This window comes from Marinobacter salsuginis, assembly GCF_009617755.1.
Classification (GTDB): domain Bacteria; phylum Pseudomonadota; class Gammaproteobacteria; order Pseudomonadales; family Oleiphilaceae; genus Marinobacter; species Marinobacter salsuginis.
The window spans coordinates 2,329,459-2,354,262 of the sequence record NZ_BGZH01000001.1; the positions used below are offsets into that span (position 1 = coordinate 2,329,459).

The window sequence follows — 24,804 nt, forward strand, 5'->3', positions numbered from 1 at the left end:
TCCGTTGCCATGACTGAAAAAACACTGCGTAAAATTGACGCAGGAATTCGGCTTGTCCGATCCGAAAACGAGCCCTGATTGTATAGTAGTCTGAACCCGACAGCCCAATGGGCTTTATTTACCTTAGCTGGCCTGCAAGTAATGTCCAAAAGACTGATTCCCCTGTTGATTCTCGCCGTCGGTATCGCCGGTTTCATGATTCTCAAAATGACCCGCCCGGAGCCTGCAGAGGTCAGTGCCACCGAGCGCAGTTGGCGTGTCCAGGTTCAGGAAATTGAGCCGGGCACGCATACCCCGGTGCTGCCCCTGTATGGCGAAGTACTGGCCCCGGAGCAACTGACGGTGACAGCAACCCTGGCCGGTCGAATCGGTACGCGGCCCGTGACCGAGGGGCAGCGGGTCAAGGAGGGCGAGCTTCTGGTGGCACTGGACGATGCCGATATCCAGCCTGCGCTGGCCCAGGCCGAAGCACAGGTCAAAGACCTTGAAGCCCAGATCCGGTCGGAGCAGGTCCGGTACCGGAATGATCAGACGGCGCTGGCCAGCGAACAGGCCATTCTGGAAAACGCCCGGCGGCAGCTGGAGCGTACCCGGTCGTTGGTGAATCGCAACCTGGCTTCCCGCGAGGCGCTGGAAGCGGCCACGGACGCCGCGGCCAGAGCAGAGCTGACGGTAAATGCCAGGCAACTGGCAATCGAAGAGCATCCGGCGCGGCTGCAGAGCCTTCAGGCGAAACTCGCCCAGGCAGAGGCAAATCTGCTCAGCACCCGACGGGATGCCGAGCGGGCCCGGATGACGGCGCCTTTTGACGGTATGGTGACCGACATCCGGGTGGCCGAAGGTGACCAGGTCAGTCGTAATGAACCTCTGTTATCGCTGTACCCCGTTGATGGTCTGGAACTCAGGGCCAGGGTGCCGGAGATGTTCCGGAACGAACTTCTGGATGCCCTGCAGCGGGGGGAAACACTGATTGCCACCAGTGCCGGAGATCAGCACCGGTTTCAGCTTGCCCGCTTTGCCGGAACCAGTGATCCGTCCGGAACCGAAGCCATTCTCGAACTGCAGGGGGATCCCCGTGGGATCCGTCCGGGCGGTTTAATGCCCGTCACGCTTGAACGGGCGGCACGGAGCAATACCGTGTCGATTCCGTTCAGTGCTCTTTATGGCGCCGACAGCGTTTACCTGGTGTCTTCAGACGGCCGGATGCAGCGCGCCCGAATAGAACGTATTGGCGAGGCCCGGGGCAGCAATGGTGAGCGCCGTCTGCTGGTATCCGGTGAAGCCCTGGTATCTGGCGCGCAACTGATTACGACGCATCTGCCCAACGCTGTCACCGGCCTCAAGGTGGATGTGGCAGATTCCGGAGTGGCATCGCAATGAGGCGGAAAAAAGGCGTCATCGGCTTTTTCGTTCATCACCGGGTTGCTGCCAACCTGGTCATGCTGGTGATGCTGCTCGGTGGTGTGCTGGCTCTGACTCGCATGAACATCCAGTTCTTCCCCACCTTTGCCCTGGACGTGGTCAGTGTCCGGGTGGTCTGGAGTGGTGCGTCCGCCGAAGACGTGGAGCAGGGCATTACCAACCCTCTGGAGCAGCGCCTGCGCAGCGTCGATGGCCTGAAAAAAATGACCTCGACCTCGGCCCAGGGGGTTTCCTCCATAACCCTCGAATTCGAAGAAGGCACCAATCCGATCCAGGCCCTGGATGACGTACGCCAGCAGGTGGATGAATTCACCAATTTCCCGGCGGAGGCGGAGGAACCCCAGGTAACCCGCATTGAACGCTACGAGCCAGTGGCCCGGTTGCTTGTGTACGGCGATGTGGACCGCAGTGAGCTGCGGCAGATGGCCTACCGTTTTGAAGATGAACTGCTCCAGCGTGGTATTGACCGGGTTTCGATCCGCGGCTTGCCGGAGCAGCAGATCAGCATTGATGTGCCGGTTGAGCGGCTGGAAGCACTGGGGCTGTCACTGGAGCAGATTGCCGAGCGCGTGGCCGCCATCTCCCGGGACCTGCCTGCCGGCATGATGGCGCAGCAGGATGCCACCCGGGAACTGCGGGCCGTGGAACAGCGCCGAAGCCCCCAGGAGTTCGAGAACATTCCGGTGCTCAGTGGTGAGCGGATCCAGCTCAATCTGGGCGATGTGGCGATTATCCGGCAGGAAGCCCGCGAGAGCCAGGTGACCCTCGAGAAGGACGGCAAGCCGGCGGTTGAGCTGCAGTTGCAGCGATCGGAGAACGGCAATTCGCTGGCAGCGGCCCAGGTACTGGAAACCTGGCTGGCCGATACCCGGCCGGTGCTGCCGCCAACGGTAAAGCTGGAGGTGTACGACGAGACCTGGCAGCTTCTGGACGATCGTATTTCCCTGCTGGTGAACAACGGGCTGGGTGGCCTGGTTCTGGTGGTGTGCCTGCTTTACCTGTTTCTCCCCGGTCGGGTTGCCATGTGGGTGGCTGTGGGTATTCCGACGGCGTTCCTGGCGGCCATGGCGGTTCTCTGGCTGATTGGGGGTTCCATCAACATGATTTCCCTGTTCGCCCTGATCATGGCGTTGGGGGTGATCGTCGACGATGCCATTGTGGTGGGCGAGGATGCCGACGCCCACTCCCGCATGGGCGAGGAGTCCATCTACGCCTCGGAAGGGGCAGCCAAGCGTATGGTGTGGCCCGTGCTGGCCTCGTCTCTCACGACGGTTGCGGCCTTCATGCCCCTGCTCGTGGTGGGCGGTGTCATTGGCAATATCCTGGGCGATATTCCGCTGGTGATGATATGTGTTCTGGTCGCGTCCCTGCTTGAGTGTTTCATCGTATTGCCGGCGCACTTGCGTCATGCCTTCGTGCCCAGACGCAAGAAAAAAGCGGGAGAGACAGAACCCGAGCCAAAAGCACCGGGTCCCGTGGAGCGCTTCCGGCGGGGTTTCGAGCAGCGTTTCGACCGTTTCCGGGAAGGCCGGTTTCGCCGGTTCTCACGGTATAGCCTGGAGCACCGGGGCGCTACCGTGGCGAGCGCGGTGGCCCTGGCGATCGTAACGGTCGGTCTGCTGGCCGGTGGCCGGCTCGGATTCAACTTTTTCCCAACACCGGAGCCTTCGGTCTTCTACGCCAATGCCAGCTTTGTGGCCGGCACGGATCGCGGCACCGTTGAGGAGTTCCTGACCCAGATGCAGCGAACGCTCAACGAGACCGAAGAGGCGCTTGGCGGTGATTTCATTTTGCATGCAGTGACCACCCGGGGCGCAACCCAGGGTGCCGAGGGCAGTTCCCGTAGCGGCGATGAACTGGGTTCGATGATGATCGAACTGGTGCCCTCCGACCGCCGCTCGGTTCGTAACCCGGAATTCATCACGGAGTGGCGCAGCCGGCTGGAGACACCGGCCGGGCTGGACAATCTGACGATTTCCGAACGTCAGGCCGGGCCGCCGGGCCGGGATGTGAATGTGCGTTTGACCGGCGACAACGCGGAGAATCTGAAGCGTGCCGCGGATGAACTGGGGCAGGCGCTCTCGACGCTGCCCGGTGTGCTGGACGTTGAGGATGACATGCCCTGGGGCAGGGAACAGCTGCTTTACCAGGTCAGCGCCTATGGCGAGGCACTCGGATTGACCACCTCCGATCTCGGGCGCCAGCTAAGGGCTGCCTTCGACGGCCGGATCGCCCAGATCTACCAGGATGGCCGGGATGAAGTCGAAGTTCGCGTGCAACTGCCCAAGGATCAGCGGGAGCGCTTGTCGACGCTTTCCCGTATCACCGTGCGGGTGCCGGACGGTCGCTTTGTACCCCTGACCCAGGTCATGAACCTGGACCACCGTCAGGGCTTCCAGGCCCTGCGACACGCCGAGGGCCGGTTGGCGGTTGAAGTCACCTCTGGGCTGAACACCCGGGTCAGCACCACCGACCAGATTCTGACCAGCCTTGAAGCAGACGCACTGCCGGATATCGCCAGTCGCTACAATGTGCGTTACAGCTTCGAGGGCCGTGCGGCCGACCAGAGGGAGACCCTGGGAGACATGCAAACCGGACTGGTTATCGGGTTGGCGCTGATGTACGTGGTGCTTGCGTGGGTGTTTGCCTCCTGGAGCCTGCCGCTGATCGTTATGGCCATCATCCCGTTCGCCCTCGTGGGCGCGTTGCTGGGGCACTGGCTGATGGGGCTGCAACTGACCATTCTTTCCCTCTTCGGGTTGTTTGGTCTTTCCGGGATTGTGGTCAATAACGCCATCATCCTCGTAGCTTTCTACAACCAGCAGCGGAAAAAGGGTCTGGGAATCACCGATGCGCTTAACGAGGCCGCGGTACAGCGGGTTCGTGCGGTTATGTTGACTTCCCTGACCACCATCGGCGGGCTGCTGCCGTTGATGTTCGAAACGTCCCTGCAGGCCCAGTTCCTGATCCCCATGGCCACCTCTATTGCCTTTGGCCTCGGGCTATCGACTTTGCTGGTCCTGTTGGTCATACCGGCGTTGCTGTCCTGGCTGGAGCAGTTCCGCGAGTGGCGTGCGCGCCGGCACGGAACCTATGCTGATCCTATCGGAGCGGCGGATTGACCACCTGGCTCTGATTGACCCGGGCAAAGCCGTCGCCTCAACTCGTCAGACAAGGAAACTATGGTGGACTCTCTGCTTTCGGCCCGTGGCCTGAACAAGCAATTCCGCAGCGGTAATGAACCGGTGCCCGTGCTCAGGGGCCTCTCTCTGGATCTGGAACGGGGTCAGTCACTGGCGCTGACCGGTCGATCCGGATCCGGCAAGAGTACCTTGCTGAACATACTCTGTGGTCTGGAGAAACCGGATTCAGGGGTGGTTCAGGTGCTTGGCGAGACGTTTGATGCCCGGTCAACGGAGGCCGAGAGCAAGTCTGAACGTCGCTGGGGGACGCTTCGCCGACAGCAGATCGGGGTAGTCTTTCAGGAAGCCAACCTGATGCCGGCCCTGTCTTTGCTGGACAACGTCCGTTTTCGCGCCCGGCTTGCCGGCCAATCCGAGGATGGATGTCAGGACTGGCTCGAGCGCCTGGGGATCGGCGAGCTTGCCGACCGATACCCGGATCAGGTGTCTGGGGGACAACGCCAGCGCGCGGCACTGGCCATGGTGTTTGCCATGAAGCCGGCCCTGATTCTTGCTGACGAACCCACAGGCAGCCTGGACCGGCACACGGCAGAGGCCGTGATCGGGCAGCTTTTCGAATTGCAGGCCCGCCATGGCTGCGGACTGATCCTCGCCACCCACGATCCGGAACTGGCTGCCCGCTGCAGCCAGCATCTGGATCTTGGCCACGTGCCGCAAACCTGAGCCCGCCATGACCCTGTTGGCCGCCCTGTTCAGTCATTACCGCCGCCATCCGCTTCAGCTGCTGGCCCTGGCAGCCATGATTGTGCTCGCCACCATGCTCTGGACGGGCGTGCACCATCTCACCAGCCAGGCCCGGGCCAGTCTTGATCAGAGCGAATCGGCGGTGGCCGAACGCCAGCAGATTGCCCGCCAGGACGGTAAGCCCCTGACTGTGGAAGATTTTGTCGAGCTGCGCCGAGCAGGGCTCTGCGTGATGCCCTGGTGGGAAGTGCCTTCGCCGCAAGGCGGTCGGGTGGTGGGTATCGACCCGTTGGCGGCCGGATGCTTTGAGAGTCCCGACAACGAAGAGGCGCCCTGGCAGGGTGAACTGAATGGTCGTCCCTTTGTTGATATCAGTGAAACGGCTGAACTCGCCGGGAAGAACGAAGGTGGATTGTCGTTGCTGATCTCCGATGCCCACAGTGACGGGGCACTTCCTGGCGGGTATCGATTGGCGCCGTTTCGGGTTGGCCCGGATACCGGAGAGCTGGGCGACAGTTTTCTGCTGAATCTTGACGCGCTGGGCGTGCTGGTTTTGCTGATTACCGCCTTGCTGGTTCGCAGCGTGTATCTACTGGGGATGGCGCAACGTCGAGACAGCTTCGCTTTGCTGCACCGGTTTGGCGTCCCTCAAGCCCGAATCAACCGGCTGCTGGTCGTGGAGGTTCTGTTGTTGGCCCTGCTGTGTATTGTGCCTGGTATCTGGCTGGGGCGCTGGCTGGCGACCGGGTTGGGTAGCGGATTCGGGCGGGCCCTCAAGGGGCTGTTCGATCAGCCGTTGTACGCGGGCCAGGGTGGCAACTGGCTGGTCCCGCTTGCAACCATGCTGGCGGTGGTTCTGGCGGCTTGCCTGGCCGATTTTCTCCGTCCATGGGCCCGAGCGTTTGCGGGAAGTAGCCGCCGGTCCGGCGTTTTGGTGGTGTTGGTGCTTATCGCTGGCCTGGCCTTGTCAGCCTGGGTTACGGATCTGCTCTGGCTTTTTATCGCCGTGGCCCTGGTGTTTGTGGCTGCCGGGATCCTTGCGCCGAGACTGATTGCCTGGCTTGCGGATTGGCGGTCCGGGCACGACCGGAATCTGCAGGCCCGCTGGCGCCATCGGGAGGTATCAGTGCTGGCGCGGCGTCTGGCACTGCCATTGGTCGCTCTGCAGTTCGCCATGGCCATGGTTCTGGCGGTTCAGGCTCTGGTGACGACCTTTGAAAATACATTTGATCGATGGCTCGCGCAGAGACTGGAAGCGGATTATTACATTGAAGTCCCTGAATCAGCGGATGCGACCCTCGCGGTGGACTGGCTCGCTGAGCAACCGGAACTCGCAGCGTCTGGCCTGTGGCACCGGGTGATTCGCGGCCGTGCAACTTTGCCGGGCAACGGGGATGAGGCAGGCACAGAGGTGGACGTCTTTGCCATCGGCCCTGTTGGCCCTTTGGTGACCGATTGGCAGTTGTTTGAGTCAGCGTCACGGCCCTGGCAGCGCTTGCAGCAGGGCCAGGGCGTGATGGTGAATGAACAGCTGGCGCGCAGGCAGAATGTACAGGTCGGCCAGTCCCTGGAGGTAACCCTCGGAAGCGGTTCGTTCGAGTTTCCCGTGCTGGCCACCTACCCGGACTACGGTCGCCCCGCTGGCGAAATCCTGATTCATCCTTCGGTGCTTCCTGAAGACTTCGCAACCGGTTTCCAGAGCCTGTCGGTATCGCCCGGAAATCTCGACATCGAGGAAGTGACCGGTGGATTAAAGCGGGTATGGCAGGTGGATGAGCTGACGGTCCGGGACAATCGGGCTATTGAAGAACTCGCCACGGCCATCTTTGACCAGACCTTCCTGCTGACCCGGGCCATGACTACCCTGACCCTGATACTGGCGGCCACTGCCCTGTTGATGATGGGCTGGGTCTTCTTCTCCACCCGGGCCTGGTATTTCCGGCTTTTGGTCGTCTGGGGACTATCCGTGCGACAAGCGTCGGCCCAACTGATCCGGCTGTCAGTGACGTTGACCGCTGCAATTACCCTGCTGGCCCTGCCGCTTGGCATCTGGCTGACGTGGGTTCTGGTGCATCGCATTAATCCTATCGCGTTTGGCTGGTCCCTGCCCATGGCGGTCTATCCCCGGTTCTGGCTGGAGCTTGGGGTGTTGAGTCTGCTGATTGGCCTCAGCATCGGCCTGCTGATGATGCGCCAGTTGAAATCACCGACGGTTGCCCCTGTGAACGCCAACGCGCTGGCGGGAGGTGAGCGATGAGACGCTGGATACTGATGTTGTTCATCTTGGCTCTGGCCGGTTGTTCGGAGTCACAACAAGAAGCAGGGTTCGCCGGACTGGCGGGTGTCGCAGAAAACGACGCCGAAGTGCCCTTCCTTCAGCCCGGGCCGGGCGACCGCCTGATATTTCCCGATGATTTCGGCCCGCACCCGCAACACCGGATCGAATGGTGGTATCTGACCGCCAATTTGAGGACTGAAGAAGGTGAGCCGTTGGGCCTGCAATGGACCCAGTTCCGCCAAGCCATTACGCCCAGACCGGCAGATGCTGAACCTCCTGAGGCAGCCGACTGGCCCCTGGAAGCGGCCTGGATGGCCCATGCCGCGGTGAGCTTTGATGCCCGGCACTACTTTGCAGAGAAACTGGCCCGGGGCGATGTCGGCCATGCCGGCGCACAGGCGCAGCCACTGGCCGTCTGGCTGGACGACTGGCAGCTTGAGGCAACATCCGAAAGCGAGTCATGGCGGTTGCAGCTGGCGGCGGATGGCTGGTCCTACGACTTGTCCCTCTCGATCAATGGCAAGCCTGTTGCGCACGGTGATAACGGCTTCAGTGCCAAATCCGCTGATGGTGAGGGTTCGATGTATTTCAGTCTGGTGGACCTGCACATCGAGGGTACGGTCACGCTGGGTAATGAGACACTTGAGGTTGCGGGCAAGGGCTGGTTCGACCGGGAGTGGAGCAGTCAGTTTCTCAAATCTGGCCAGCAGGGCTGGGACTGGTTTGCGCTGCACCTGGAGTCGGGTGACAAATTGATGGCTTTCCAGCTTCGGGAAGAAGGCGGAGGTTTTCGTTCCGGAACCTGGATTCCGGAGGATGGCGAGCCCGTAGCGCTTCAGCCCAGTCAGCTTCGCATTCGCCCGGAGGAACCAGACGCCCGGGGCTTTCCCCGCCTTTGGCGTCTGGAGGTTCCGGATTATGGGGTGAGCCTTGAAATTTCGGCTCCCCCTGGAAACTACCTGAATGACGGGCTTTACCCTTATTGGGAAAGCCCTGTCACCGTCGCCGGCAGCCACTCTGGCGAGGGCTACATGGAATTGACCGGCTACGGCGACTGAACACTCAGTGCTTATTCGACCGCGGTTGCCCCGATCCGGTGGATGCTCAGGTCCGCCCCGTTGAACTCTTCTTCTTCGGTCAGACGCAGTCCGGAAATGGCGTTGATAACCCCATAGACAATCAGACCGCCCACAAAGGCCACCACCACGCCGGCCACCGAGCCGATGATCTGGGACATCAGGCTGACGCCGCCGAGACCACCAAGCGCCTCCTGGCCAAAGATGCCGCAGGCAATCGCGCCCCAGACACCACAGACACCGTGCAGGGGCCAGACACCCAGGACATCGTCCAGGCGCTCGATCTTGGCCTGGGCCCACTCGAACAGATACACGAAGATAGCGCCGGCGACACCGCCCGTTACCAGGGCGCCTACAGGATGCATCAGGTCTGAGCCGGCACACACGGCCACCAGCCCGGCCAGTGGGCCGTTGTGGATAAAGCCCGGGTCCTTGCGGCCCAGCAGCATGGACACCAGGATGCCGCCTACCATCGCCATAAGGCTGTTTACGGCGACCAGGCCGCTGATGCCGTCCAGGGTCTGGGCGGACATGACGTTGAAGCCAAACCAGCCGACGGTCAGGATCCAGGCGCCCAGGGCCAGGAAGGGAATGTTGGAGGGGGCAAAAGCCACCACCTTGCCATTACGGTAGCGACCATTTCGTGCACCGAGGACCAGAACGGCCGCCAGGGCGATCCAGCCGCCCACTGCATGCACTACAACGGAGCCGGCGAAGTCGTGAAAGGACGCACCAAACTGGTTCTCCAGCCAGCCCTGGAAGCCATAGTTGCCGTTCCAGATCAGCCCCTCAAAGAAGGGGTAGATAAAGGCGACAATCAGGCCCGAGGCAATCAGCATCGGATAGAACTTTGCCCGTTCAGCGATACCACCGGAGACAATCGCGGGGATGGCTGCGGCGAAGGTCATCAGGAAGAAAAACTTCACCAAATCATAGCCGTTGGCGGCGGTGAGCTCGGCGGCACCGCTCATGAAATGGCTGCCGTAGGCAATGTAGTAGCCGATGAAGAAATACGCCACGGCAGAGATGCCAAAGTCGGTCATGATCTTGACCAGGGCGTTGACCTGGTTCTTGTGGCGAACGGTGCCTACTTCCAGAAAAGCAAAGCCGGCATGCATGGCCAGCACCATAATGGCGCCGATGAGGATGAACAGCGTGTTGGCGCTTTCAGTCAGGGTGTGTACTGCACTCGTGATGTCCACGGGTTTTCGCTCCTGATGTTGTGTGTCCGGCCTCTAGCGGGCCGCTTTACGTTGAGTTGTGCATTGATGAGGTGCAGCTAAAGCAAGAGCTGTTCCAAAATAATGCGTTTCAAGAGCGGAAGGGCAGTTGGGTGGTTCTGGAAAGATGTGAAAGACGTGTTTTAGAGCCAAAGTGCACTAGTATTGTGCGTTTTGGTGTCGGGCGCACCAAAATAGAGTGCGCTTACCAGCTGATTTCGTTTGATGTCGAGCTGTCGGATTCGATCCCGAGTGCCGACTGGTCATCGTCCGATTCGGACTGGATCAGTTCCCGGAGGCGAACCTCCTGTTCCTGCATCGGGCCGGAGAGATCGATGATGATTTCCACGCGCCGGTTCTTGGCCCGGTTTTCTGCTGAGCTGTTCGGAACTCTGGGTTCGGTATCCGCCAGTCCGGTGACGGAAAGCCGGGTGGGTTCAACCTGGTCCCGGGCGACCAGCACGTTGGCCACCGCAGCGGCCCGGGCAGCCGACAGATCCCAGTTGCTGTAGAAGCGATCGGTACGGATAGGCACGTTGTCGGTGTGCCCCTCAATGGTCAGGTCGCCGGGGATGCCCTCAATAACCTCGGCCATGTCCAGCAACAGGCCCTCAAATTCCCAGGTCAGCTGAGCCGAACCTGAGGGAAAAGAACCTTTTTCTTCCACCCGGATCACGATTCGCCGCTGATCCTCGCTCACATTGATGCGCCCATCGGCGATCGCCGGCTCCAGCACCTTGAGGATTTCGTCCATGGTTTCCTGCAGCTGCTCTTCCATGGCAGCCTCCACGGCCATGTCGGTCGGGCTTTTCAGGGTCTGCAGCTCGGGGGCTTCCTCTGTGGTGGTCTGTTTGACCTCGTTGACCACGGTGGGCTCGGGCGGTGCGGGAGAAAACTTGTCGAAAATGGGGCTGGTACCCTTGGGTATTTCCAGGGCCGGCACGTCCCGCTGAACGCCGAAGGCTTTGGAGAGTTCACCGGCGATCTGCTTGAACTTCTGGGCATCAATCTCCGAGAAGGACAGCAGCAACACGAAGAAGCACATCAGCAGGGACATGAGATCGGCGAAGGTAACTACCCACGCCGGAATCCCCGGTTTTTCCTCTTCAGGCAATTCATCCATGGTCAGGCGCCTTCAGCTGCTGCCGCTTTCTCGCGTTCCTTGGGGGGCAGGTAGCTCGACAGCATCTGCTCGATGATCCGGGGATTGGTGCCTTCCTGAATGGCCACCAGGGCATCAATGTACAGCGACTGCATGCGCGCTTCCTCGGTCATCCGCAGGGAGAGCTTGTCGGCAATCGGAGTCGCGATCATGGTGGCAATCATGGCGCCATACAGTGTGGTCAACAGTGCGACCGCCATGGCAGGGCCGATGGACTTCGGGTCTTCCATGTTCGACAGCATCTGAACCAGACCAATCAGCGTGCCGATCATGCCCATGGCCGGCGCCACATCGGCCATGGCCGTGAATACCTTGGCGCCAGAACGGTTGTGGTCGAGGGTCATCAGGCGCTCCTTGTTCAGGAGCTCCTTGATGGTCTTGCCGTCCTGACCGTCCACCAGCATCTGTATACCCTGGGCCAGGAACGGGCTGCTGATCTCTCTATCCTCCAGCCCAAGAACGCCCTCTTTGCGGGCCACGTTGGCGATATCCACCAGCTCTTCAATGCTGGCCTGGGTTTCGGGCAGCTTGAACTTGAAGGCCCGAGCGGCCGCTTTGAAGGCGCCAAGAAACTGGGCGACGCTGAACTTGGCCAACACCACGAACATGGTGCCACCCACAACAATCAGCAATGAAGCAGGGTTGATAAATACGGAAGGTGAAACACCAAGAATAACGGCGGATGCAATCAGCAGAATAGCGCCGGCAAGACCGATGAGAGTGGCTAAATCCACGACAACTCCAGATTTGATTCAGGTGTTCCTACAGCAGGGGCGGGAGAATACCGTCAGTTCAGAAATTAATCAATTCGCACTGACCCGGTTTTCAGATTCTTCCTGATGTTCCTTCCACGCAGCGTAGCGGAGCAGATCGGATTCTACCAGTTTCAGACACAGGGCCACGACGCCGGCATCGTCGATAAATCCGAAGCCGAACAGAAGGTCGGGAATGACATCCAGCGGATTCAGCACGTACAGGAGTGCCCCTGCCACTGCCGCGATTGTCTTCCAGGGTACGCTCCGGTAATTGCCGTACCAGTAGTCGCGGATCATGGAAAACATCAGCTTGATGTCGCCGCTGAAGCGTGCCAGCTTGCCGCTACCCTTCACCTTTTCTTCGATCGCGCGTTGCCGTTCAAGCAGAGTCTCAAGGTCGGACCGGTGTACCTTGCTGGCCTCGGCATCGAGTTGTTCCCGGGCATCTTTCTGGTTGAACACTGCCATTGCGTAGGTTCCTTGCTTGTTACCTGAGTGTTCATGATCGCGCAGCCATGCCTGCAATGCCAATGGTGCGATGCTTACCGATGCTTGTACTGGGTCGGGCAATAGCCCCGACTCACCCCTTCGGGCCGCAACTGGCGGTGTTTGGTGCTGCGTCCGGTTACCCGCTTGCGCCAGAGCCGGAAGCTTGAAGGCTTCAGCTCACGTCGCATCAGGCGGATGACGTCTTTCTCCTGAAGGCCATAGAGGGCTTCGATGGCCTCGAAGGGGGTGCGATCTTCCCAGGCCATCTCGATAATGCGGGAGAGGTCTGCAGAGTCGAATTGCGCGGACATGGGGTGCTCTCGGTTTTGTTCAGGTTTCCGGAGATTACGTCCGCATCGGCCGCTCGTCTCACCCGCATCGGTTTATTGATAATGCTTGTGCAGCCGGGCCGGGATCTGGGCGAGCTGTTTGTCCACCAGTGAGCGCACGGCTCTGGAAATGGGCCGGGTATCCAGGCCCGGCTCGACCACGTTCAGCAGATAGGCAACCGCCTCTGCTGTGGCCAGGTGTTGCTTGCCCGGGGCCTTTCGGATGGCGTAGGCAGACGCCGGAGGTTCCGCCAAATGGAAGCGGGGCAGCGCCGCCAGGGCAGGATTCTGATGCAGGATCTTTGCGGCCTTACGCCAGGTTCCGTCCAGAATGATCCAGTGATGGATGTCATGGAGGTTTGCGCATTCGAGCGTGTCGCTGCCGGGACCGGGGAACAGCAGCGCGGAATGTCCGGCTTCTGTGTGTGGATTGAAGCCGGCCTGGTCAAAATCGTCTGGCGTCTCGCCCTGGAAAACGTCGACTCTGGCGAGGCATTGGGCCAGTATGCGCACGGTACCCTTGGGGTGACCCACCTCGGTTGGGTGTTGAAGGACCGAAACCCGGGTACTGTTCGGCACCGGGGCACAGGCTTCACAGACACAGATATTCAGGTGCATGCCGCAATCGGCACAGATCGGCCTGGGCAACGCCTGTTACCCCACAAAAATACGTTTTGCCAACCCGGCGCCGCGCCAGCCCTGGATGGCCAGGGTGCTGACCAGCCCACCAATCATCGCGCCCACCACGCCGCAGGTAAGGATGTCCTGGCCGGTGAGATAGAGCCCGGGAATGTCGGTTTTCGGTTTCAGCCAGTCCTGTTCGAAGCGCTCAGGGTTGTGGTCCAGACCGTAGAGCTCGCCCCGACCATAGCGGCAGAACCAGGCGGTAGACAGCGGCGTGGAGGTCTCCACGTAATCCACTTTGCCCCGAAGCTGCGGGAGTTTCTCGTACATCACTTCCAGCAATTGGTCGGTAATTTTCTGCTTAAGGACCTCATAGTCTTCCCCGCGCTTGCCCCAGGTAGTGTCCTGCCAGGGCTCGAACATCTCCCAGGTGGTTGGTGCGACAATCTCTATGGTGGAGGTGCCAGGCCAGCGGTTCTGGTAGTCCGGATCCTTGGCTGCCGGAAAGGAGATATACACCACCGGAAACTCGGTGTTTTCCGGATCATCCAGGAACTGTTGCACGTTGCTGTCGTGATCGGCGCTCGGATAGATCCAGAAATTGGTGCGTGGTAGCCCGAGCGCTTCCGGAGTGCCTTTCAGGCCGATGTAGAGCCCGATATGGGGCATGGAGGGGATGATGTGTCGCCGTTTGCGCTTGTAGCCGATTTTTTCTGCGGCCTCGGCCGGCAGCAATTTTTCAAAGGTGTTGATCACCCCGGCGTTGCTGATGACCATCGGTGCCCGGATTTCCTCACCGTCGGCCATGCGCACGCCGGTTGCCTTGCCCTTCTCGACCAGGATGTCAGTCACATCGGCGTAGGTGAATACCTCACCACCGGGCTGCTGGATGACGGGGATGATGGTTTTTGCGATCTCCGACGCGCCGCCAACCGGATAGAAGCCACCGTAAAGGTAGTGCTTGGCGATCAGCGCATGAACCATAAAGCTGGATTGCTTCGGTGTGACGCCGCAATCGCCCCACTGGCCGGTGATCGCACCGATCAGTTCCTGGTTGTCGGTCAGTTCGCTCAAAACGTCCCAGGTGGTCTTGTTGAAGTAATCCGGTAAGGCCATATCCAGGCCTTTATGAACGAGCGGGCTCAGAAGTCCGGGCGTGAGCTTGGAAAGCGTATACCACTGCATGCCGTCGGCTACCTTCCCCAGCAGTTTTACATACTGGTCGATGGCTCCCTGTTCATCCGGGAAGGCATCCAGCAAGGAGAGCCGAAGGCCCTCCTTGCCGGCACGCAGATTGACGACCTTGTCTCCCAGAAAGAAACGGTCGTAATTCTCATCCATGGGTGCCCATTCCAGTTTGCCGTCGGTAATGTAATCGAACAGTCGCCGGCCCAGGGTATGGGGTGAGCCCATATCGCCGATATAATGAACACCCACGTCCCATTCGTAACCGTTGCGGGCGTAGCTGTGGGTGTAGCCGCCGGCGGTGTAATGCTGTTCGAGTACCAGCACCTTCTTGCCGGCCTTGGCCAGGCAAGCGGCCGTTGTCAGGCCGCCAATGCCGGAGCCGATTACAATGGCGTCGTAAGGGCCTTTCAGTCGGTTGGCCCGGTAACGGGTACCGATCCGGATCGTACTGGGTTTGAGTTTTCGGGAAGACGGACTGCTCACTTCTGCGCTTTCTACCACCATGCTTTGCCCCACATTTCCGGATTGGCCCAGTTCTCTGGATTGTTCCAGGCCCGCTTGTGGTTGTAAGTATCCAGATTGTAGGTGTACAGCGTCAGTGCACCGTTATCATTTTCCAGTTCGGCATGGCGACGGAAGCCAAGGCCGATGAAGTCCGTAAACGCCCAGTCGGGAGCCTCTCCCACAAGAACCGCAATCTGATGGGTGCCATAGTTCCTGAGTTGTCCCAGCAGAAGGGCGCCTTCGTCATGGGGCAGGTGTTCGAGGGTTTCGGTAACGAGGGCCAGGTCTGCCACCCGGTCCAGGAACAGGTGGGCATTGGGGTCGATGGTGTCCAGTGTGTGAACGTCAACGCCCTTCTGATGTTTCTGCCAGATCCGTGAGACTTCGGTCGCGAGGTCGCCGCAACTCAGCAAGGTAGAGGGAGAGCTGGTATCGATGATGCGAGCCAGGGTCTCACGTGCCGAATTGCCGTTGTCCTTCCTATCCGTCATGGCTGTTCGCCTTATTGCTGCAAGGGCCAGTCTGCCGCATCCACTGTGTGTAGACCTACGGGCTGTTCCGCGTGTCCGCCCCAGCGGTCAATGAAGGTGCCGGTGGGATCGTACTGCTGCGTCTGTTTTTCCAGATTGAATTGCCGCAGGCCTCTCGGGTCCGCCCCCACGCCAGCCAGGTACTGCCAGTTGCCGTAGTTGCTCCCTACATCATAGTCGATCAACTGCTCTTCAAACCATGCCGCTCCGTATCGCCAGTCGAGGCCCAGTTCGTTGATCAAACAGCTTGCCACCAGTTGCCGGGCCCGGTTGCTCATGTAACCGGTTTCACGCAGCTGATTCATGGCCGCGTTTACGATTGGGTATTCGGTGTTGCCCTGGCACCAGGCCTTGAAACGGTGGCCATAGAAGGTGCAGTGTCGACGCTTGCGCTGGACGCCATCCCGGCGGAACAGGTTGGCGCCGTGTTTCAGGGCGTACCAGTAGAAGTATTCCCGCCAGAGCAGTTCGAACCAGAGCCAATAGGTGGATTCGTTTTTGGTCTCACTGGCTTCGTACTCTGTGATGGTTTCCGCCACTTCGCGAACCGAGAGACTGCCGTTGGCCAGCCAGGGCGAGAATTTTGAGGAGGCGTCCCAGGAGTCCAGGGCGTTGCGGGTCTCCTTGTAGCGGTCAATGCTGTGGTTGCCGTACAGGAATTCCCGAAGCCGCTCCACGCCAGCTGTTTCACCCCCCATAAACTGCAATGGATGCATCGGCTCTGGTATCGGCGGGCAGTCGCCGCGATTGTCCTCCGGGAACCCTGGTGGCGGAGGCAGGGCTGTCAGAGTGCGGATACGCAAACGCTCGGTACAGCGTTCTCCGGTTTTCTCAACCTGCTTGCGGAACTGGGAAAAGGTGTCCGGCAGATCCTGCAGGGTCATGGGCAGGGAGCCCTCGGTAAACAGGCTCAGGGTTTCGAATTGCTGGAACAGGGTCTGTGGCAGTTTGTCCTTGATCGCGCGCCACTGGCCAGCTTCCCGGGTGCCCGGCAACCGCGACCGGACAACCCGGGCAATACAGTGGGCATGCACCAGCTCGGGGACCACGGCTTCCGGCTCGCCATAGGCAATATGCAGGCGCTGGCCAAGCGTCCGCAGGGTTCGCTCCAGCGCCATCAGGCTCTGCCAGAGGAAGCGCCAGCGATGATCGCCCATGGCTTTGCTTTGCAGTGGCCCCGGTGCGAACCAGCGGGGATCAACAACGTAGACACATAAAAGCACGTCGGACTTCGAGGCCGCCAGCAACGCGGCGTTGTCGTGCAGGCGAAGATCCCGGGTAAACCAGTAAAGCGTATGCAAGGTGGATGCTCCTTGGCCTTTTGATTCAACCCTTCAGATACGTACCAGATTCGGAAAAGTTTTTGGGGGCGCAACAATGATATGTGATGTGCGTGGGAACTTCGCAGGTAGGTGGTGATCTTTCGAGGATTTTGATGAGACTGGCCGTGGATCTCTTGCACCAACGCTGCCCTTGCGGGGCAGCATGGTGCAGGGTTCGAGGATCGAGAGAAGTTCTACAGCTCCTGAGCCGTCGGCCGCAGGATGATTTCATTGATATCGACATCCGCCGGCTGCTCGATGGCATAGACAACAGCCCGGGCCACGGCATCGGAATCAATGGCGACTTCGTAGAGCTCATCCGCCGCCTTTTTCGCGTCGGGATCGGTGATGGTGCTGGTGAGCTCGGTGGCGACGGCACCCGGCGAGATGTTGGTGCTGCGGATCTCGTCGCCGCCTTCCATACGAACGCCTTCGGACAGCGCCTTCACCGCATATTTGGTGGCGCAGTAGACGGCGGCACCGGGGAAGACCTTGTGCCCGGCGACCGACGACAGGTTGAGGATGTGCCCGCTGTGCTGTTCCCGCATGGTCGGCAGTACAGCGGCGATACCATACATCACGCCCTTGATGTTGACGTCTACCATCTGTTCCCACTCATCAACCTTGAGGGCGTCCAGCGGTGCCAGGGGCATCAGCCCGGCGTTGTTGACCAGCACATCGATCCTGCCAAACGCCTCTTTTGCCGCAGCGGCCAGAGACTCAACCTGATTGCGGTCGGTCACGTCGGTGACCTGCCAGATGGCTTCGGCGCCCCGGGATTTGAGATCTTCCGTCAGGTCTTTCAGGCGGTCCTCCCGGCGTGCTGCGAGTACCAGCTTGGCGCCCCGGTCTGCCAGGCGGCGGGCCGTGGCTTCACCGAGACCACTGCTGGCGCCGGTAATAATCACTACTTTGCTGTTGATCGGGTCATTGGTGTTGCTCATGGTTTGTCTCCTTTGGGAATGAAAGCGCTGTTCAGGCGCTTTTTTCGAGTTCTATCAGTGTCGGGTAGTCGGTGTAACCGTGTTCATCACCGCCATAGAAGGTGCTGTCGTCCCAGTCGTTCAGGGGCGCGTTCTGGCGGAAGCGCTCCGGCAGATCCGGGTTGGCGATAAACGGGCGGCCGAAGGTGACCAGATCGCACCGGCCTTCGTCGATACGCTTTCGGGCCTCGTCGGCGGTGTAGGCGCCATTGGCAATGTAGGTGCCCTTGAAGCCGGCGCGGATCGCGTCGATGACTTCTTCCGGGCGGCCGTTCGCGTGATTGCCCTGGAAGGAGTCTTCCACCACTTCGATGTAGGCAATGCCCAGGTCGTTCAGGTGCCGGGCGAAGGTACCGAAGGTTTCGGCCGGGTTGTCGTCGTCCATGGCATTGAAACTACCCGTGGGGCTGACGCGGACGCCGACCTTGTCCTTGCCCCAGACGTCGATAACCGCTTCGACGACCATCAATGGCAGGCGCAGACGGTTTTCCACCGAGCCACCGTATTCGTCAGTGCGATGGTTACTGCCGCTCTTGATGAACTGGTCCAGCAGATAGCCGTTGGCCGCATGGACTTCAACGCCGTCAAAGCCGGCTTCTTTTGCGTTCAGCGCACCCTGGCGGTACTGCTCGACAATGTCGGTCATTTCCGCGGTTTCCAGGGCCCGGGGCTCCGGGATATCCACCATGCCGGAGTCGGCACTGATGAAGGTCTTGGCACCTTCGGGCTTGATGGCAGAAGGCGCAACGGGCTTTTCACCGTTCGGTTGCAGGTCCGGATGGGAAATCCGGCCCACGTGCCACAGTTGCATGTGAATTCGGCCGCCGGCCATGTGCACCGCCCCGGTTACCTTCTTCCAGCCTTCAATCTGTTCCTGCGAATGAATGCCGGGGGTAAAGGCATAGCCCTTGCCTTGCGGCGAAACCTGGGTGGCTTCACTGAGAATCAGGCCAGCGCTGGCCCGCTGCTGATAGTAGCGGGCGTTCATGTCGTTGGGGATATCCCCGGGCTGGCTTGAGCGGGAACGTGTCAGTGGTGACATCAGAATCCGGTTGGGCAGGGCCAGTTCGCCCAGATGGTGCGGTTGAAAAAGTGGATCGTTCTGGTTGCTCATCGGGCATCCTCCTTCAGGATCAAATGATATTAATTAGACCAGTCTACTAGTCGGCAATCGAAAAAAATTTCAGCCGATGTTCAGGCAGTGTTTGAAAAAGACTCGCACGAACCTCTCCATGGGTTCGGTGGACTTGAGGACCTTCGAACGCAGGATGGCGCCTTCCCAGCCGGACAGAAGAAAACTGGCGGCGTCTGCCGCGTCGATGTCGGCGCTGATGTCTCCGGCCTGCTGGGCAGCACGGATGCAATGCTCAAAGCGTCTTTCCCAGCTGGCGAAGACCGAGTCCAGCCTCTGCCGGAAGGCTTCGTTCTGTCCCGCCAGTTCCTGGCCCAGGTTGCCGATCAGACAGCCCCGGGTGTACTCGCAGCTGGTCATGGTTTCAAAGCCGGTGTCGAAGTAGGCGCGCAGCCGGTCGACGCAGGAGCGGCTGGTGTCATTGAGAATCCGATCCAGTTTGGCGTCGTATTCCTCCGCGAAGGTATCAATGACCGCCAGGCCGAAATCATTCTTGCTGCTAAAGTAGTGGTAGAACGACCCCTTGGGTACGCCAGCTGCGGTCAGCACGGCATTGATGCCTGTCGCACCAAAGCCTTTATGGCCGATCAGGTCGGCGCCGGTGTGAATAATGTGAGTGCGGGTGTCGGTTGACGTCATATTTGCTATAGTAGACCAGTCGTCTAGTAATCGTCAAACCGTCAATCTGTCAATTCATCATACAAAGGGAATCAGCAATGCCCGAGATTCCTGACAGAACCAGAGGAGCATGCCAGTGATCAAATCCCGTGCCGCGGTGGCCTTTGAAGCCAACAAGCCGCTGGAAATCGTTGAAGTGGATGTCGCCCCGCCGCAAAAAGGTGAAGTGCTAGTGCGCATCGTTGCCACCGGCGTCTGCCATACTGATGCCTACACCCTGTCGGGCGCCGACCCGGAAGGCCTGTTCCCGACCATCCTCGGCCACGAAGGCGGTGGTATTGTGGAGGCCGTGGGCCCGGGCGTGAAAAACCTGGAAGTGGGTGACCACGTGATTCCGCTTTACACCGCCGAGTGTGGCGAGTGCAAGTTCTGCACCTCCGGCAAGACCAACCTGTGCGGCGCGGTTCGGGCTACCCAGGGCAAGGGCGTGATGCCGGACGGCACCTCCCGCTTCTCCTACCAGGGCAAGCCGCTGTACCACTACATGGGTTGCTCCACCTTCTCCGAGTACACCGTGTTGCCCGAGATCTCCCTGGCCAAGATCCCCAAGGAAGCGCCCCTTGAGAAGGTGTGCCTGCTCGGTTGTGGCGTAACCACCGGCATCGGTGCGGTGATGAACACGGCCAAGGTGGAAGAAGGGGCAACGGTAGCCATCTTCGGCCTGGGTGGTATCGGCCTGGCGGCTATCATCGGTGCCACCATGGCCAAGGCCAGTCGCATCATTGCCATCGACATCAACCCGGGAAAGTTCGACATCGCCAAACAGCTGGGTGCGACCGATGTGGTCAATCCCAACGACTACGACAAGCCGATCCAGGAAGTGATCGTTGAAATGACCGACGGCGGCGTGGACTATTCCTTCGAGTGTATCGGTAACGTCAAGGTGATGCGCGCCGCCCTGGAGTGCTGCCACAAGGGGTGGGGCGAATCCGTCATCATCGGCGTCGCCGGCGCCGGCGAGGAAATCAGCACCCGTCCGTTCCAGCTGGTCACCGGCCGGGTCTGGAAAGGCTCAGCGTTTGGCGGCGTGAAAGGCCGTACCGAGTTGCCGGGCTACGTGGAAAAAGCCGAAAAGGGCGAGATTCCGCTGGATGTGTTCATTACCCACAACATGCCGCTGGAAGACATTAACAAGGCGTTTGACTTGATGCACGAGGGTAAGAGCATCCGGTCGGTTATTCATTTCTGAGTCGGTCGGGAGCGGGTCAGCGCGGCCTGGCTTGCTCCCTGACTTTGCTCTTGTCAGGCATCCATGAATCGTTCGCTCAACGGGAGGGTCCCTTCTGTCGGGGAAACAACCAGAAGGCGAACCATTTTGTCATTCTGGGCATCAACACATAACTCATTAACCCCATCACCACGATTGTGACGATCATCGTCCGCAGCAAGAGTGGCACCTGGGCCAGCAGGTCTCCGAAAATGACGAACACCAGGGTCACAGCGGGGTAAAGTGCCAGCCAACTGACAATAGTCATCTTCCATTTGGGTGGCGGTTGCACCGGGTTCTGGCCGGGCAGGGTGAACCAGGTCACGATGCCGGAGGTGACTTCCCGTTCGCTGGGCTGTACCAGCAGGCTTTCAATCTGTTCCAGCAGCTCGGCGCGTTCTTCCGATTCCTCCCAGGCGGTCAGGGTTTCCCGGTCCCGGAACTTGAAGACAATCCGGTACTCGGGATCGTCGGGCGAAGCGGGCCGGAACATGGCCGTGCCCAGGTAACCGAGAAAACGGGACGCCCGCTCGGTCATCTGGCTGCTCAACGCTTCAAACGCCTCTTGTTGGCCCTTCCTGATTCGCCGCGAAACAACGACTGTGAGGGGCGCGGTTGAATCCTGCTTACCAACCGCAGACTGGTTATCTGTCATGTCCGATATCCTCCATAGTCCAAAAAAGGGGCCCGCCGAAGCGGGCCCGAAAGAGGAGCAACAATGATGCCCGGTTAACTGCCCGTGGCGCGCAGGTATTGAACGTTGAACATGTTGGGCGGCGACATTTCAGGATCCACCTGGCCCTTGAACTGGCCAGTGGTGCAGTGGCTGGCTTGCACGTCGATCATGCTGAAGCTGTCGTCGATGGATACACCACTGCCCTTGTTCTTCGCCAGGTGATGGTCCGGGTGGGCCTGACCAATGGTGAAGGTTTTCCAGAGGCTGCCCTTGCGGTCATAGGACACGGTACGGGGAATGGTGAAGGTCTGGGCGTCCATAAAGTGCACGCGCTTCGACAGCGGATGACTTTCATCCACCGGAACCGACTCCACTTCGTAGACCTTGCGCAATTGCCAGGTTATATCCGGGAAACATCCGCCCTGGCCACTGAAGGCAACTACCTGGTAACCGTCGCTGTCACTGTGGGTTTCGTTATCCAGCTTCAGTTCGTTGTGGTTGTAGAACGGCATCAGCATGTAGCGGGTGCCCTTGTAGGTCCAGTTCATGTCTGAAATACGGCCGTTGTAGCCTTCAAAGTCCTCAATCATCAGGTCGGAGCCCAGGAACGCATCGGTGACCTGGCCGGTGGCCAGACGACGTACCCGGCGCTGGAAACCCAGATAAAGCCAGCTGTTGTCACGCTTCAGGTCGTCTGCGGCACGATGGATCAGCAGCTGGGTGTCGCGCACATCGGCAGGGTCCATCACCTGCACGTAGATGGCCCGGAACAGGTCGGAGGGGTTCGGAGTGATTTCCGGCGTGGGTTCCTGGTTCACCCGACCCTTGTAGTTGAGGAAGTGGAAGTTGAACTTGATGGTCCGCTCCACGTCGCCCGAATTCATGTCACGGTACTTCCAGTAGAACGGCGAGATAGCGGCGCTGTCGCCCCAGTTGTAGCCGTACTTGTAGTTCCAGGCGAGCTTCTCACCGGCACGAGGATCTTCGGCACTCGGCTCTTCCGGGAAGGGCCGGCCGGCCTGCCAGCCGTTGATCTCACCCACCTGATCACCGAGGGTTACCTGATCCATGGCCACCCGGGTAGCCTCCACGTAGCTCGGGTGCAGGTCGAATGAGGTGGTTTCGCCTACAACGATGGTGGTCCAGCCCTGTTCGATAAAGCCGTAGAAGGCCGGATCGATAATGTCCTTGAATTGGGCGACATTGGTCTGGTTGATGACCATGCCCGGCTCAAGACCTTCGAAGCTTGGAGTTTCGGTCTTGTAGGGATAAAAAGACTCGGTAATCACCGCCTCGTCCGCGAACGCGGTGGTGGCTAGGAAGCTCACGGTGCAGCCCGCGAGCAGTGTGCGTTTGAAGGTGTTCATTGTTCTGTTTCTCATGATGGTACCTCGTGATCAGAAGCTGTAGCGAACGGTCAGTTGGACTTCGTCTTCTTCCTGCGCCATACCGATCGGACCGGACTTGAAGCGGCCGAGGGGCTCAAAGCCACCAAGGCCCGCGGACTCACCTGGTTGGTGATTGACCACACCCGGTGTTTGGGTGAACGGATCCCAAGGGTTACAGGATCGGCAGTCGTCGAATTTGCGGGCACCGTCCCCGACTTTCACGTTCGCGCCGGCGGTAACCTTGAACCGGTCGGTCACGATCCAGTCCACGCTGGGCGCAAGGGTGGTGGCCTGGGCGCGGAAGTCGTGGGCGGTGATCAGTTTCGGAATCAGACGGTTGTTCATATAGAAGCCCTGAATCAGCAGGGTGCCAATCCAGTTGTGCTCCCAGTCCGGAATGCCGGCCTCACCATAGGTTCTCTGCTCACGCTCATGATCAAGAATGTGCTGGCCGAAAATCTGGCCGGAGAACAGGAACGACTGGTTTTCGTTCAGGAAGGGAATGAACACGTTCTTGTCTGCGCCAATAACGTAACGTGCCACGTCAGACTCGGAGTAGAGCCTCTCGCGCAGGGTGTTGGCAAACTCCTCGCCAGAGGTGTAGGCGGTCTCGAACCGGAACACGGTATCGATGCCCTGGGAGTAGTAGTCCAGGGAGCCACCCACCAGGTTGACCCGCGGGAAGTGGATATCAAAGGCGATCAGAGACGGATAAACGTCTGTTGTACCGTCAAACGGGTTCTGGGCTGGAATGCCGCCACGAAGCGAGGGCAACTGGGAACGGTAGGTCAGGGCGTTCAGGGAGAATCCGAAATCGCCATAGACACCTTCCAGTTTCAGGCCCAGCTGGGTATTGGACAGCTTCCAGCTCGGCATATTGGCGCGGCGGATACCGATCTGGCCGGGGCCGAAGTCGGTGGCCAGACCACCATCGGGTGTGGCGCCTGCAAAGTTGGCCACGGTGCTGCCATTTTCCCAGAGGTTGTTCATGCCCCGGAAGAAACAGCCGGCGTCGAGGATCACGTTGGGCTGGCCGCACTGGCCGATGTCGTGGGGACGGAACTCGTCGAAGTTCCACACCACCTGGAAGTTCAGGTCGTCAAAGGCAAAGCCTTCGAACACTTCCGTCGGGCCCATACGGTAGTCCGTTTTCAGGATCCACATGGGAATCCGGATATCTTCCAGCTCGTCGTAGATGTTGTTGCGGGAATAGTCCACCGGGTTGATCACATCCAGGACCCGGAACAGATCGGTGCGGCCCCAGATGACCTGCTGTTTACCCAGACGGGTGCTGAGTACGTTGCCACTGTCGAAGTTAAGATCGAAATCAACATAGAGTTCCCGGATGAAATCCAGACGGTCATTGAACTCCTGGAAACGCAGCTCATCTTCGTCCTTGTCGAGGTAGTCATCGATACAGCCGCGGCTGTCGACGTCACAGGGACGTACGGGTACGCCAAAAGCAACGCCGTTGTCCTGATCATGCAGGTGCTCGCCGAGAACTACCATGCCGTCGTTGGGGTTCTCATTGATGTCGAAACCGAAGAGCGGTGTGGGCGCAATACCGCCTCCGTGAGGAACCGAGCCCTGGGCAATGTCCTGGAGCTGAATCGGCCCGCCGGCTTCACTGCCGTATTCATCGTCGTTGAGGTCGTAGACACCGTCGTAGGTGCCGCGAAGCGTGCCGTTTACGGAGACATTGCTGAAAATGCCCACGTTCCCTATCCGTTTTTCCCCCTCGAGCTGAATGGTGTTCCGGAATTTGGAGAGCCCCACTCCGTCACGTGCGTAGGTTGCGTTCTCATAGAAGCCATTGATCCTGGTGTCCTCCGCGGCAACAGTGCCGGGCAGCGCAGCCAGGGTGAGTGCAGTGGTGCTGGAGAATACAGCGCACCACAGACTCAGGCCTTTTATTTTTGTTTGCATGGCAGATCCTCGTTTGGGTTGTTATGGA

The 24,804-nt window shown here is 59.8% G+C and carries 21 protein-coding genes; 6 read left to right on the forward strand and 15 right to left on the reverse strand.

The window, feature by feature from the left end; all coding sequences use genetic code 11:
* Positions 1 to 141 precede the first annotated feature (141 nt).
* Genes GJU83_RS10535 through GJU83_RS10555 form a run of 5 tightly spaced genes read left to right on the forward strand, consistent with a single transcriptional unit; the run spans position 142 to position 8,645 of the window.
* A complete protein-coding gene (locus GJU83_RS10535) occupies positions 142 to 1,380 on the forward strand; it encodes an efflux RND transporter periplasmic adaptor subunit (protein WP_153634287.1) in 1,239 nt (412 codons plus the stop codon).
* Positions 1,377 to 4,544, forward strand: coding sequence for an efflux RND transporter permease subunit (locus GJU83_RS10540; RefSeq protein ID WP_153634288.1), 3,168 nt, complete (start codon positions 1,377 to 1,379; stop codon positions 4,542 to 4,544). The genes GJU83_RS10535 and GJU83_RS10540 overlap by 4 nt, the downstream gene beginning before the upstream one ends.
* A 60-nt stretch (positions 4,545 to 4,604) precedes the next feature.
* The gene (locus tag GJU83_RS10545) at positions 4,605 to 5,288 is read left to right on the forward strand and encodes an ABC transporter ATP-binding protein (protein ID WP_153634289.1); all 684 of its coding nucleotides are present in this window, start codon (positions 4,605 to 4,607) and stop codon (positions 5,286 to 5,288) included.
* Between the two features lie 7 nt (positions 5,289 to 5,295).
* Positions 5,296 to 7,566, forward strand: coding sequence for an FtsX-like permease family protein (locus GJU83_RS10550; RefSeq protein ID WP_153634290.1), 2,271 nt, complete (start codon positions 5,296 to 5,298; stop codon positions 7,564 to 7,566).
* Complete coding sequence (locus tag GJU83_RS10555) at positions 7,563 to 8,645, forward strand: lipocalin-like domain-containing protein (protein WP_153634291.1); 1,083 nt, start codon at positions 7,563 to 7,565, stop codon at positions 8,643 to 8,645. Before GJU83_RS10550 ends, GJU83_RS10555 begins: the two co-directional genes overlap by 4 nt.
* A gap of 11 nt (positions 8,646 to 8,656) precedes the next feature.
* On the opposite strand, the gene GJU83_RS10560 is transcribed toward GJU83_RS10555, so the two are convergent.
* From GJU83_RS10560 to GJU83_RS10615, 12 genes are all read right to left on the reverse strand, one after another.
* Positions 8,657 to 9,865: an ammonium transporter gene (locus GJU83_RS10560; RefSeq protein WP_069182647.1), complete on the reverse strand. Its 1,209-nt coding sequence runs from the start codon at positions 9,863 to 9,865 to the stop codon at positions 8,657 to 8,659.
* 223 nt (positions 9,866 to 10,088) lie between these two features.
* Positions 10,089 to 11,006, reverse strand: a complete 918-nt coding sequence (locus tag GJU83_RS10565; protein ID WP_069182648.1) for a flagellar motor protein MotB — start codon at positions 11,004 to 11,006, stop codon at positions 10,089 to 10,091.
* Between the two features lie 2 nt (positions 11,007 to 11,008).
* Positions 11,009 to 11,779, reverse strand: coding sequence for a flagellar motor protein PomA (gene pomA / locus GJU83_RS10570; RefSeq protein WP_069182649.1), 771 nt, complete (start codon positions 11,777 to 11,779; stop codon positions 11,009 to 11,011).
* 69 nt (positions 11,780 to 11,848) lie between these two features.
* The gene (locus tag GJU83_RS10575) at positions 11,849 to 12,268 is read right to left on the reverse strand and encodes a YkvA family protein (RefSeq protein WP_069182650.1); all 420 of its coding nucleotides are present in this window, start codon (positions 12,266 to 12,268) and stop codon (positions 11,849 to 11,851) included.
* 74 nt (positions 12,269 to 12,342) lie between these two features.
* Complete coding sequence (locus GJU83_RS10580) at positions 12,343 to 12,600, reverse strand: TIGR03643 family protein (RefSeq protein ID WP_069182651.1); 258 nt, start codon at positions 12,598 to 12,600, stop codon at positions 12,343 to 12,345.
* 72 nt (positions 12,601 to 12,672) lie between these two features.
* Positions 12,673 to 13,266 carry a tRNA-uridine aminocarboxypropyltransferase gene (locus GJU83_RS10585; RefSeq protein ID WP_227514451.1) on the reverse strand — a complete coding sequence of 198 codons (594 nt, stop codon included), beginning with the start codon at positions 13,264 to 13,266 and terminating at the stop codon, positions 12,673 to 12,675.
* A gap of 6 nt (positions 13,267 to 13,272) precedes the next feature.
* Positions 13,273 to 14,934 carry a phytoene desaturase family protein gene (locus GJU83_RS10590; protein ID WP_153634292.1) on the reverse strand — a complete coding sequence of 554 codons (1,662 nt, stop codon included), beginning with the start codon at positions 14,932 to 14,934 and terminating at the stop codon, positions 13,273 to 13,275.
* Positions 14,925 to 15,425, reverse strand: coding sequence for a DUF6231 family protein (locus tag GJU83_RS10595; protein ID WP_153634293.1), 501 nt, complete (start codon positions 15,423 to 15,425; stop codon positions 14,925 to 14,927). The genes GJU83_RS10590 and GJU83_RS10595 overlap by 10 nt, the downstream gene beginning before the upstream one ends.
* 11 nt (positions 15,426 to 15,436) lie before the next feature.
* On the reverse strand, positions 15,437 to 16,765 hold the full coding sequence (locus GJU83_RS10600) for a DASH family cryptochrome (protein WP_153634294.1): 1,329 nt from the start codon (positions 16,763 to 16,765) through the stop codon (positions 15,437 to 15,439).
* A gap of 215 nt (positions 16,766 to 16,980) precedes the next feature.
* Complete coding sequence (locus GJU83_RS10605) at positions 16,981 to 17,730, reverse strand: SDR family oxidoreductase (protein ID WP_069182655.1); 750 nt, start codon at positions 17,728 to 17,730, stop codon at positions 16,981 to 16,983.
* 31 nt (positions 17,731 to 17,761) lie between these two features.
* On the reverse strand, positions 17,762 to 18,883 hold the full coding sequence (locus tag GJU83_RS10610) for an alkene reductase (RefSeq protein ID WP_069182656.1): 1,122 nt from the start codon (positions 18,881 to 18,883) through the stop codon (positions 17,762 to 17,764).
* Positions 18,884 to 18,952: 69 nt separating this feature from the next.
* On the reverse strand, positions 18,953 to 19,540 hold the full coding sequence (locus GJU83_RS10615) for a TetR/AcrR family transcriptional regulator (RefSeq protein WP_069182657.1): 588 nt from the start codon (positions 19,538 to 19,540) through the stop codon (positions 18,953 to 18,955).
* A 115-nt stretch (positions 19,541 to 19,655) separates the two neighbouring features.
* Between GJU83_RS10615 and GJU83_RS10620 the strand changes: the two genes are divergently transcribed.
* Positions 19,656 to 20,768 (forward strand): S-(hydroxymethyl)glutathione dehydrogenase/class III alcohol dehydrogenase, encoded by a 1,113-nt coding sequence (locus tag GJU83_RS10620; RefSeq protein WP_069182658.1) that lies wholly within the window; start codon positions 19,656 to 19,658, stop codon positions 20,766 to 20,768.
* Between the two features lie 76 nt (positions 20,769 to 20,844).
* On the opposite strand, the gene GJU83_RS10625 is transcribed toward GJU83_RS10620, so the two are convergent.
* The 3 genes from GJU83_RS10625 to GJU83_RS10635 all read right to left on the reverse strand — a co-directional run bounded on the left by GJU83_RS10625 (position 20,845) and on the right by GJU83_RS10635 (position 24,776).
* Positions 20,845 to 21,441 carry an antibiotic biosynthesis monooxygenase gene (locus GJU83_RS10625; protein WP_153634295.1) on the reverse strand — a complete coding sequence of 199 codons (597 nt, stop codon included), beginning with the start codon at positions 21,439 to 21,441 and terminating at the stop codon, positions 20,845 to 20,847.
* Between the two features lie 74 nt (positions 21,442 to 21,515).
* Positions 21,516 to 22,844 carry a DUF1329 domain-containing protein gene (locus GJU83_RS10630; RefSeq protein WP_228715173.1) on the reverse strand — a complete coding sequence of 443 codons (1,329 nt, stop codon included), beginning with the start codon at positions 22,842 to 22,844 and terminating at the stop codon, positions 21,516 to 21,518.
* A 15-nt stretch (positions 22,845 to 22,859) separates the two neighbouring features.
* Entirely contained in the window at positions 22,860 to 24,776 is a 1,917-nt protein-coding gene (locus tag GJU83_RS10635; RefSeq protein ID WP_153634296.1) for a DUF1302 family protein, read from the reverse strand.
* Between the last annotated feature and the right edge of the window lie 28 nt (positions 24,777 to 24,804).

Bases quoted from the DNA above. Each gene is read 5' to 3' on its own strand.
- GJU83_RS10535 (WP_153634287.1), top strand. From the start codon at position 142: ATGTCCAAAAGACTGATTCCCCTGTTGATTCTCGCCGTCGGTATCGCC.
- GJU83_RS10540 (WP_153634288.1), top strand. From the start codon at position 1,377: ATGAGGCGGAAAAAAGGCGTCATCGGCTTTTTCGTTCATCACCGGGTT.
- GJU83_RS10545 (WP_153634289.1), top strand. From the start codon at position 4,605: ATGGTGGACTCTCTGCTTTCGGCCCGTGGCCTGAACAAGCAATTCCGC.
- GJU83_RS10550 (WP_153634290.1), top strand. From the start codon at position 5,296: ATGACCCTGTTGGCCGCCCTGTTCAGTCATTACCGCCGCCATCCGCTT.
- GJU83_RS10555 (WP_153634291.1), top strand. From the start codon at position 7,563: ATGAGACGCTGGATACTGATGTTGTTCATCTTGGCTCTGGCCGGTTGT.
- GJU83_RS10565 (WP_069182648.1), bottom strand. From the start codon at position 11,006: ATGGATGAATTGCCTGAAGAGGAAAAACCGGGGATTCCGGCGTGGGTA.
- GJU83_RS10575 (WP_069182650.1), bottom strand. From the start codon at position 12,268: ATGGCAGTGTTCAACCAGAAAGATGCCCGGGAACAACTCGATGCCGAG.
- GJU83_RS10580 (WP_069182651.1), bottom strand. From the start codon at position 12,600: ATGTCCGCGCAATTCGACTCTGCAGACCTCTCCCGCATTATCGAGATG.
- GJU83_RS10590 (WP_153634292.1), bottom strand. From the start codon at position 14,934: ATGGTGGTAGAAAGCGCAGAAGTGAGCAGTCCGTCTTCCCGAAAACTC.
- GJU83_RS10595 (WP_153634293.1), bottom strand. From the start codon at position 15,425: ATGACGGATAGGAAGGACAACGGCAATTCGGCACGTGAGACCCTGGCT.
- GJU83_RS10605 (WP_069182655.1), bottom strand. From the start codon at position 17,730: ATGAGCAACACCAATGACCCGATCAACAGCAAAGTAGTGATTATTACC.
- GJU83_RS10610 (WP_069182656.1), bottom strand. From the start codon at position 18,883: ATGAGCAACCAGAACGATCCACTTTTTCAACCGCACCATCTGGGCGAA.
- GJU83_RS10615 (WP_069182657.1), bottom strand. From the start codon at position 19,540: ATGACGTCAACCGACACCCGCACTCACATTATTCACACCGGCGCCGAC.
- GJU83_RS10625 (WP_153634295.1), bottom strand. From the start codon at position 21,441: ATGACAGATAACCAGTCTGCGGTTGGTAAGCAGGATTCAACCGCGCCC.
- GJU83_RS10630 (WP_228715173.1), bottom strand. From the start codon at position 22,844: ATGAGAAACAGAACAATGAACACCTTCAAACGCACACTGCTCGCGGGC.
- GJU83_RS10635 (WP_153634296.1), bottom strand. From the start codon at position 24,776: ATGCAAACAAAAATAAAAGGCCTGAGTCTGTGGTGCGCTGTATTCTCC.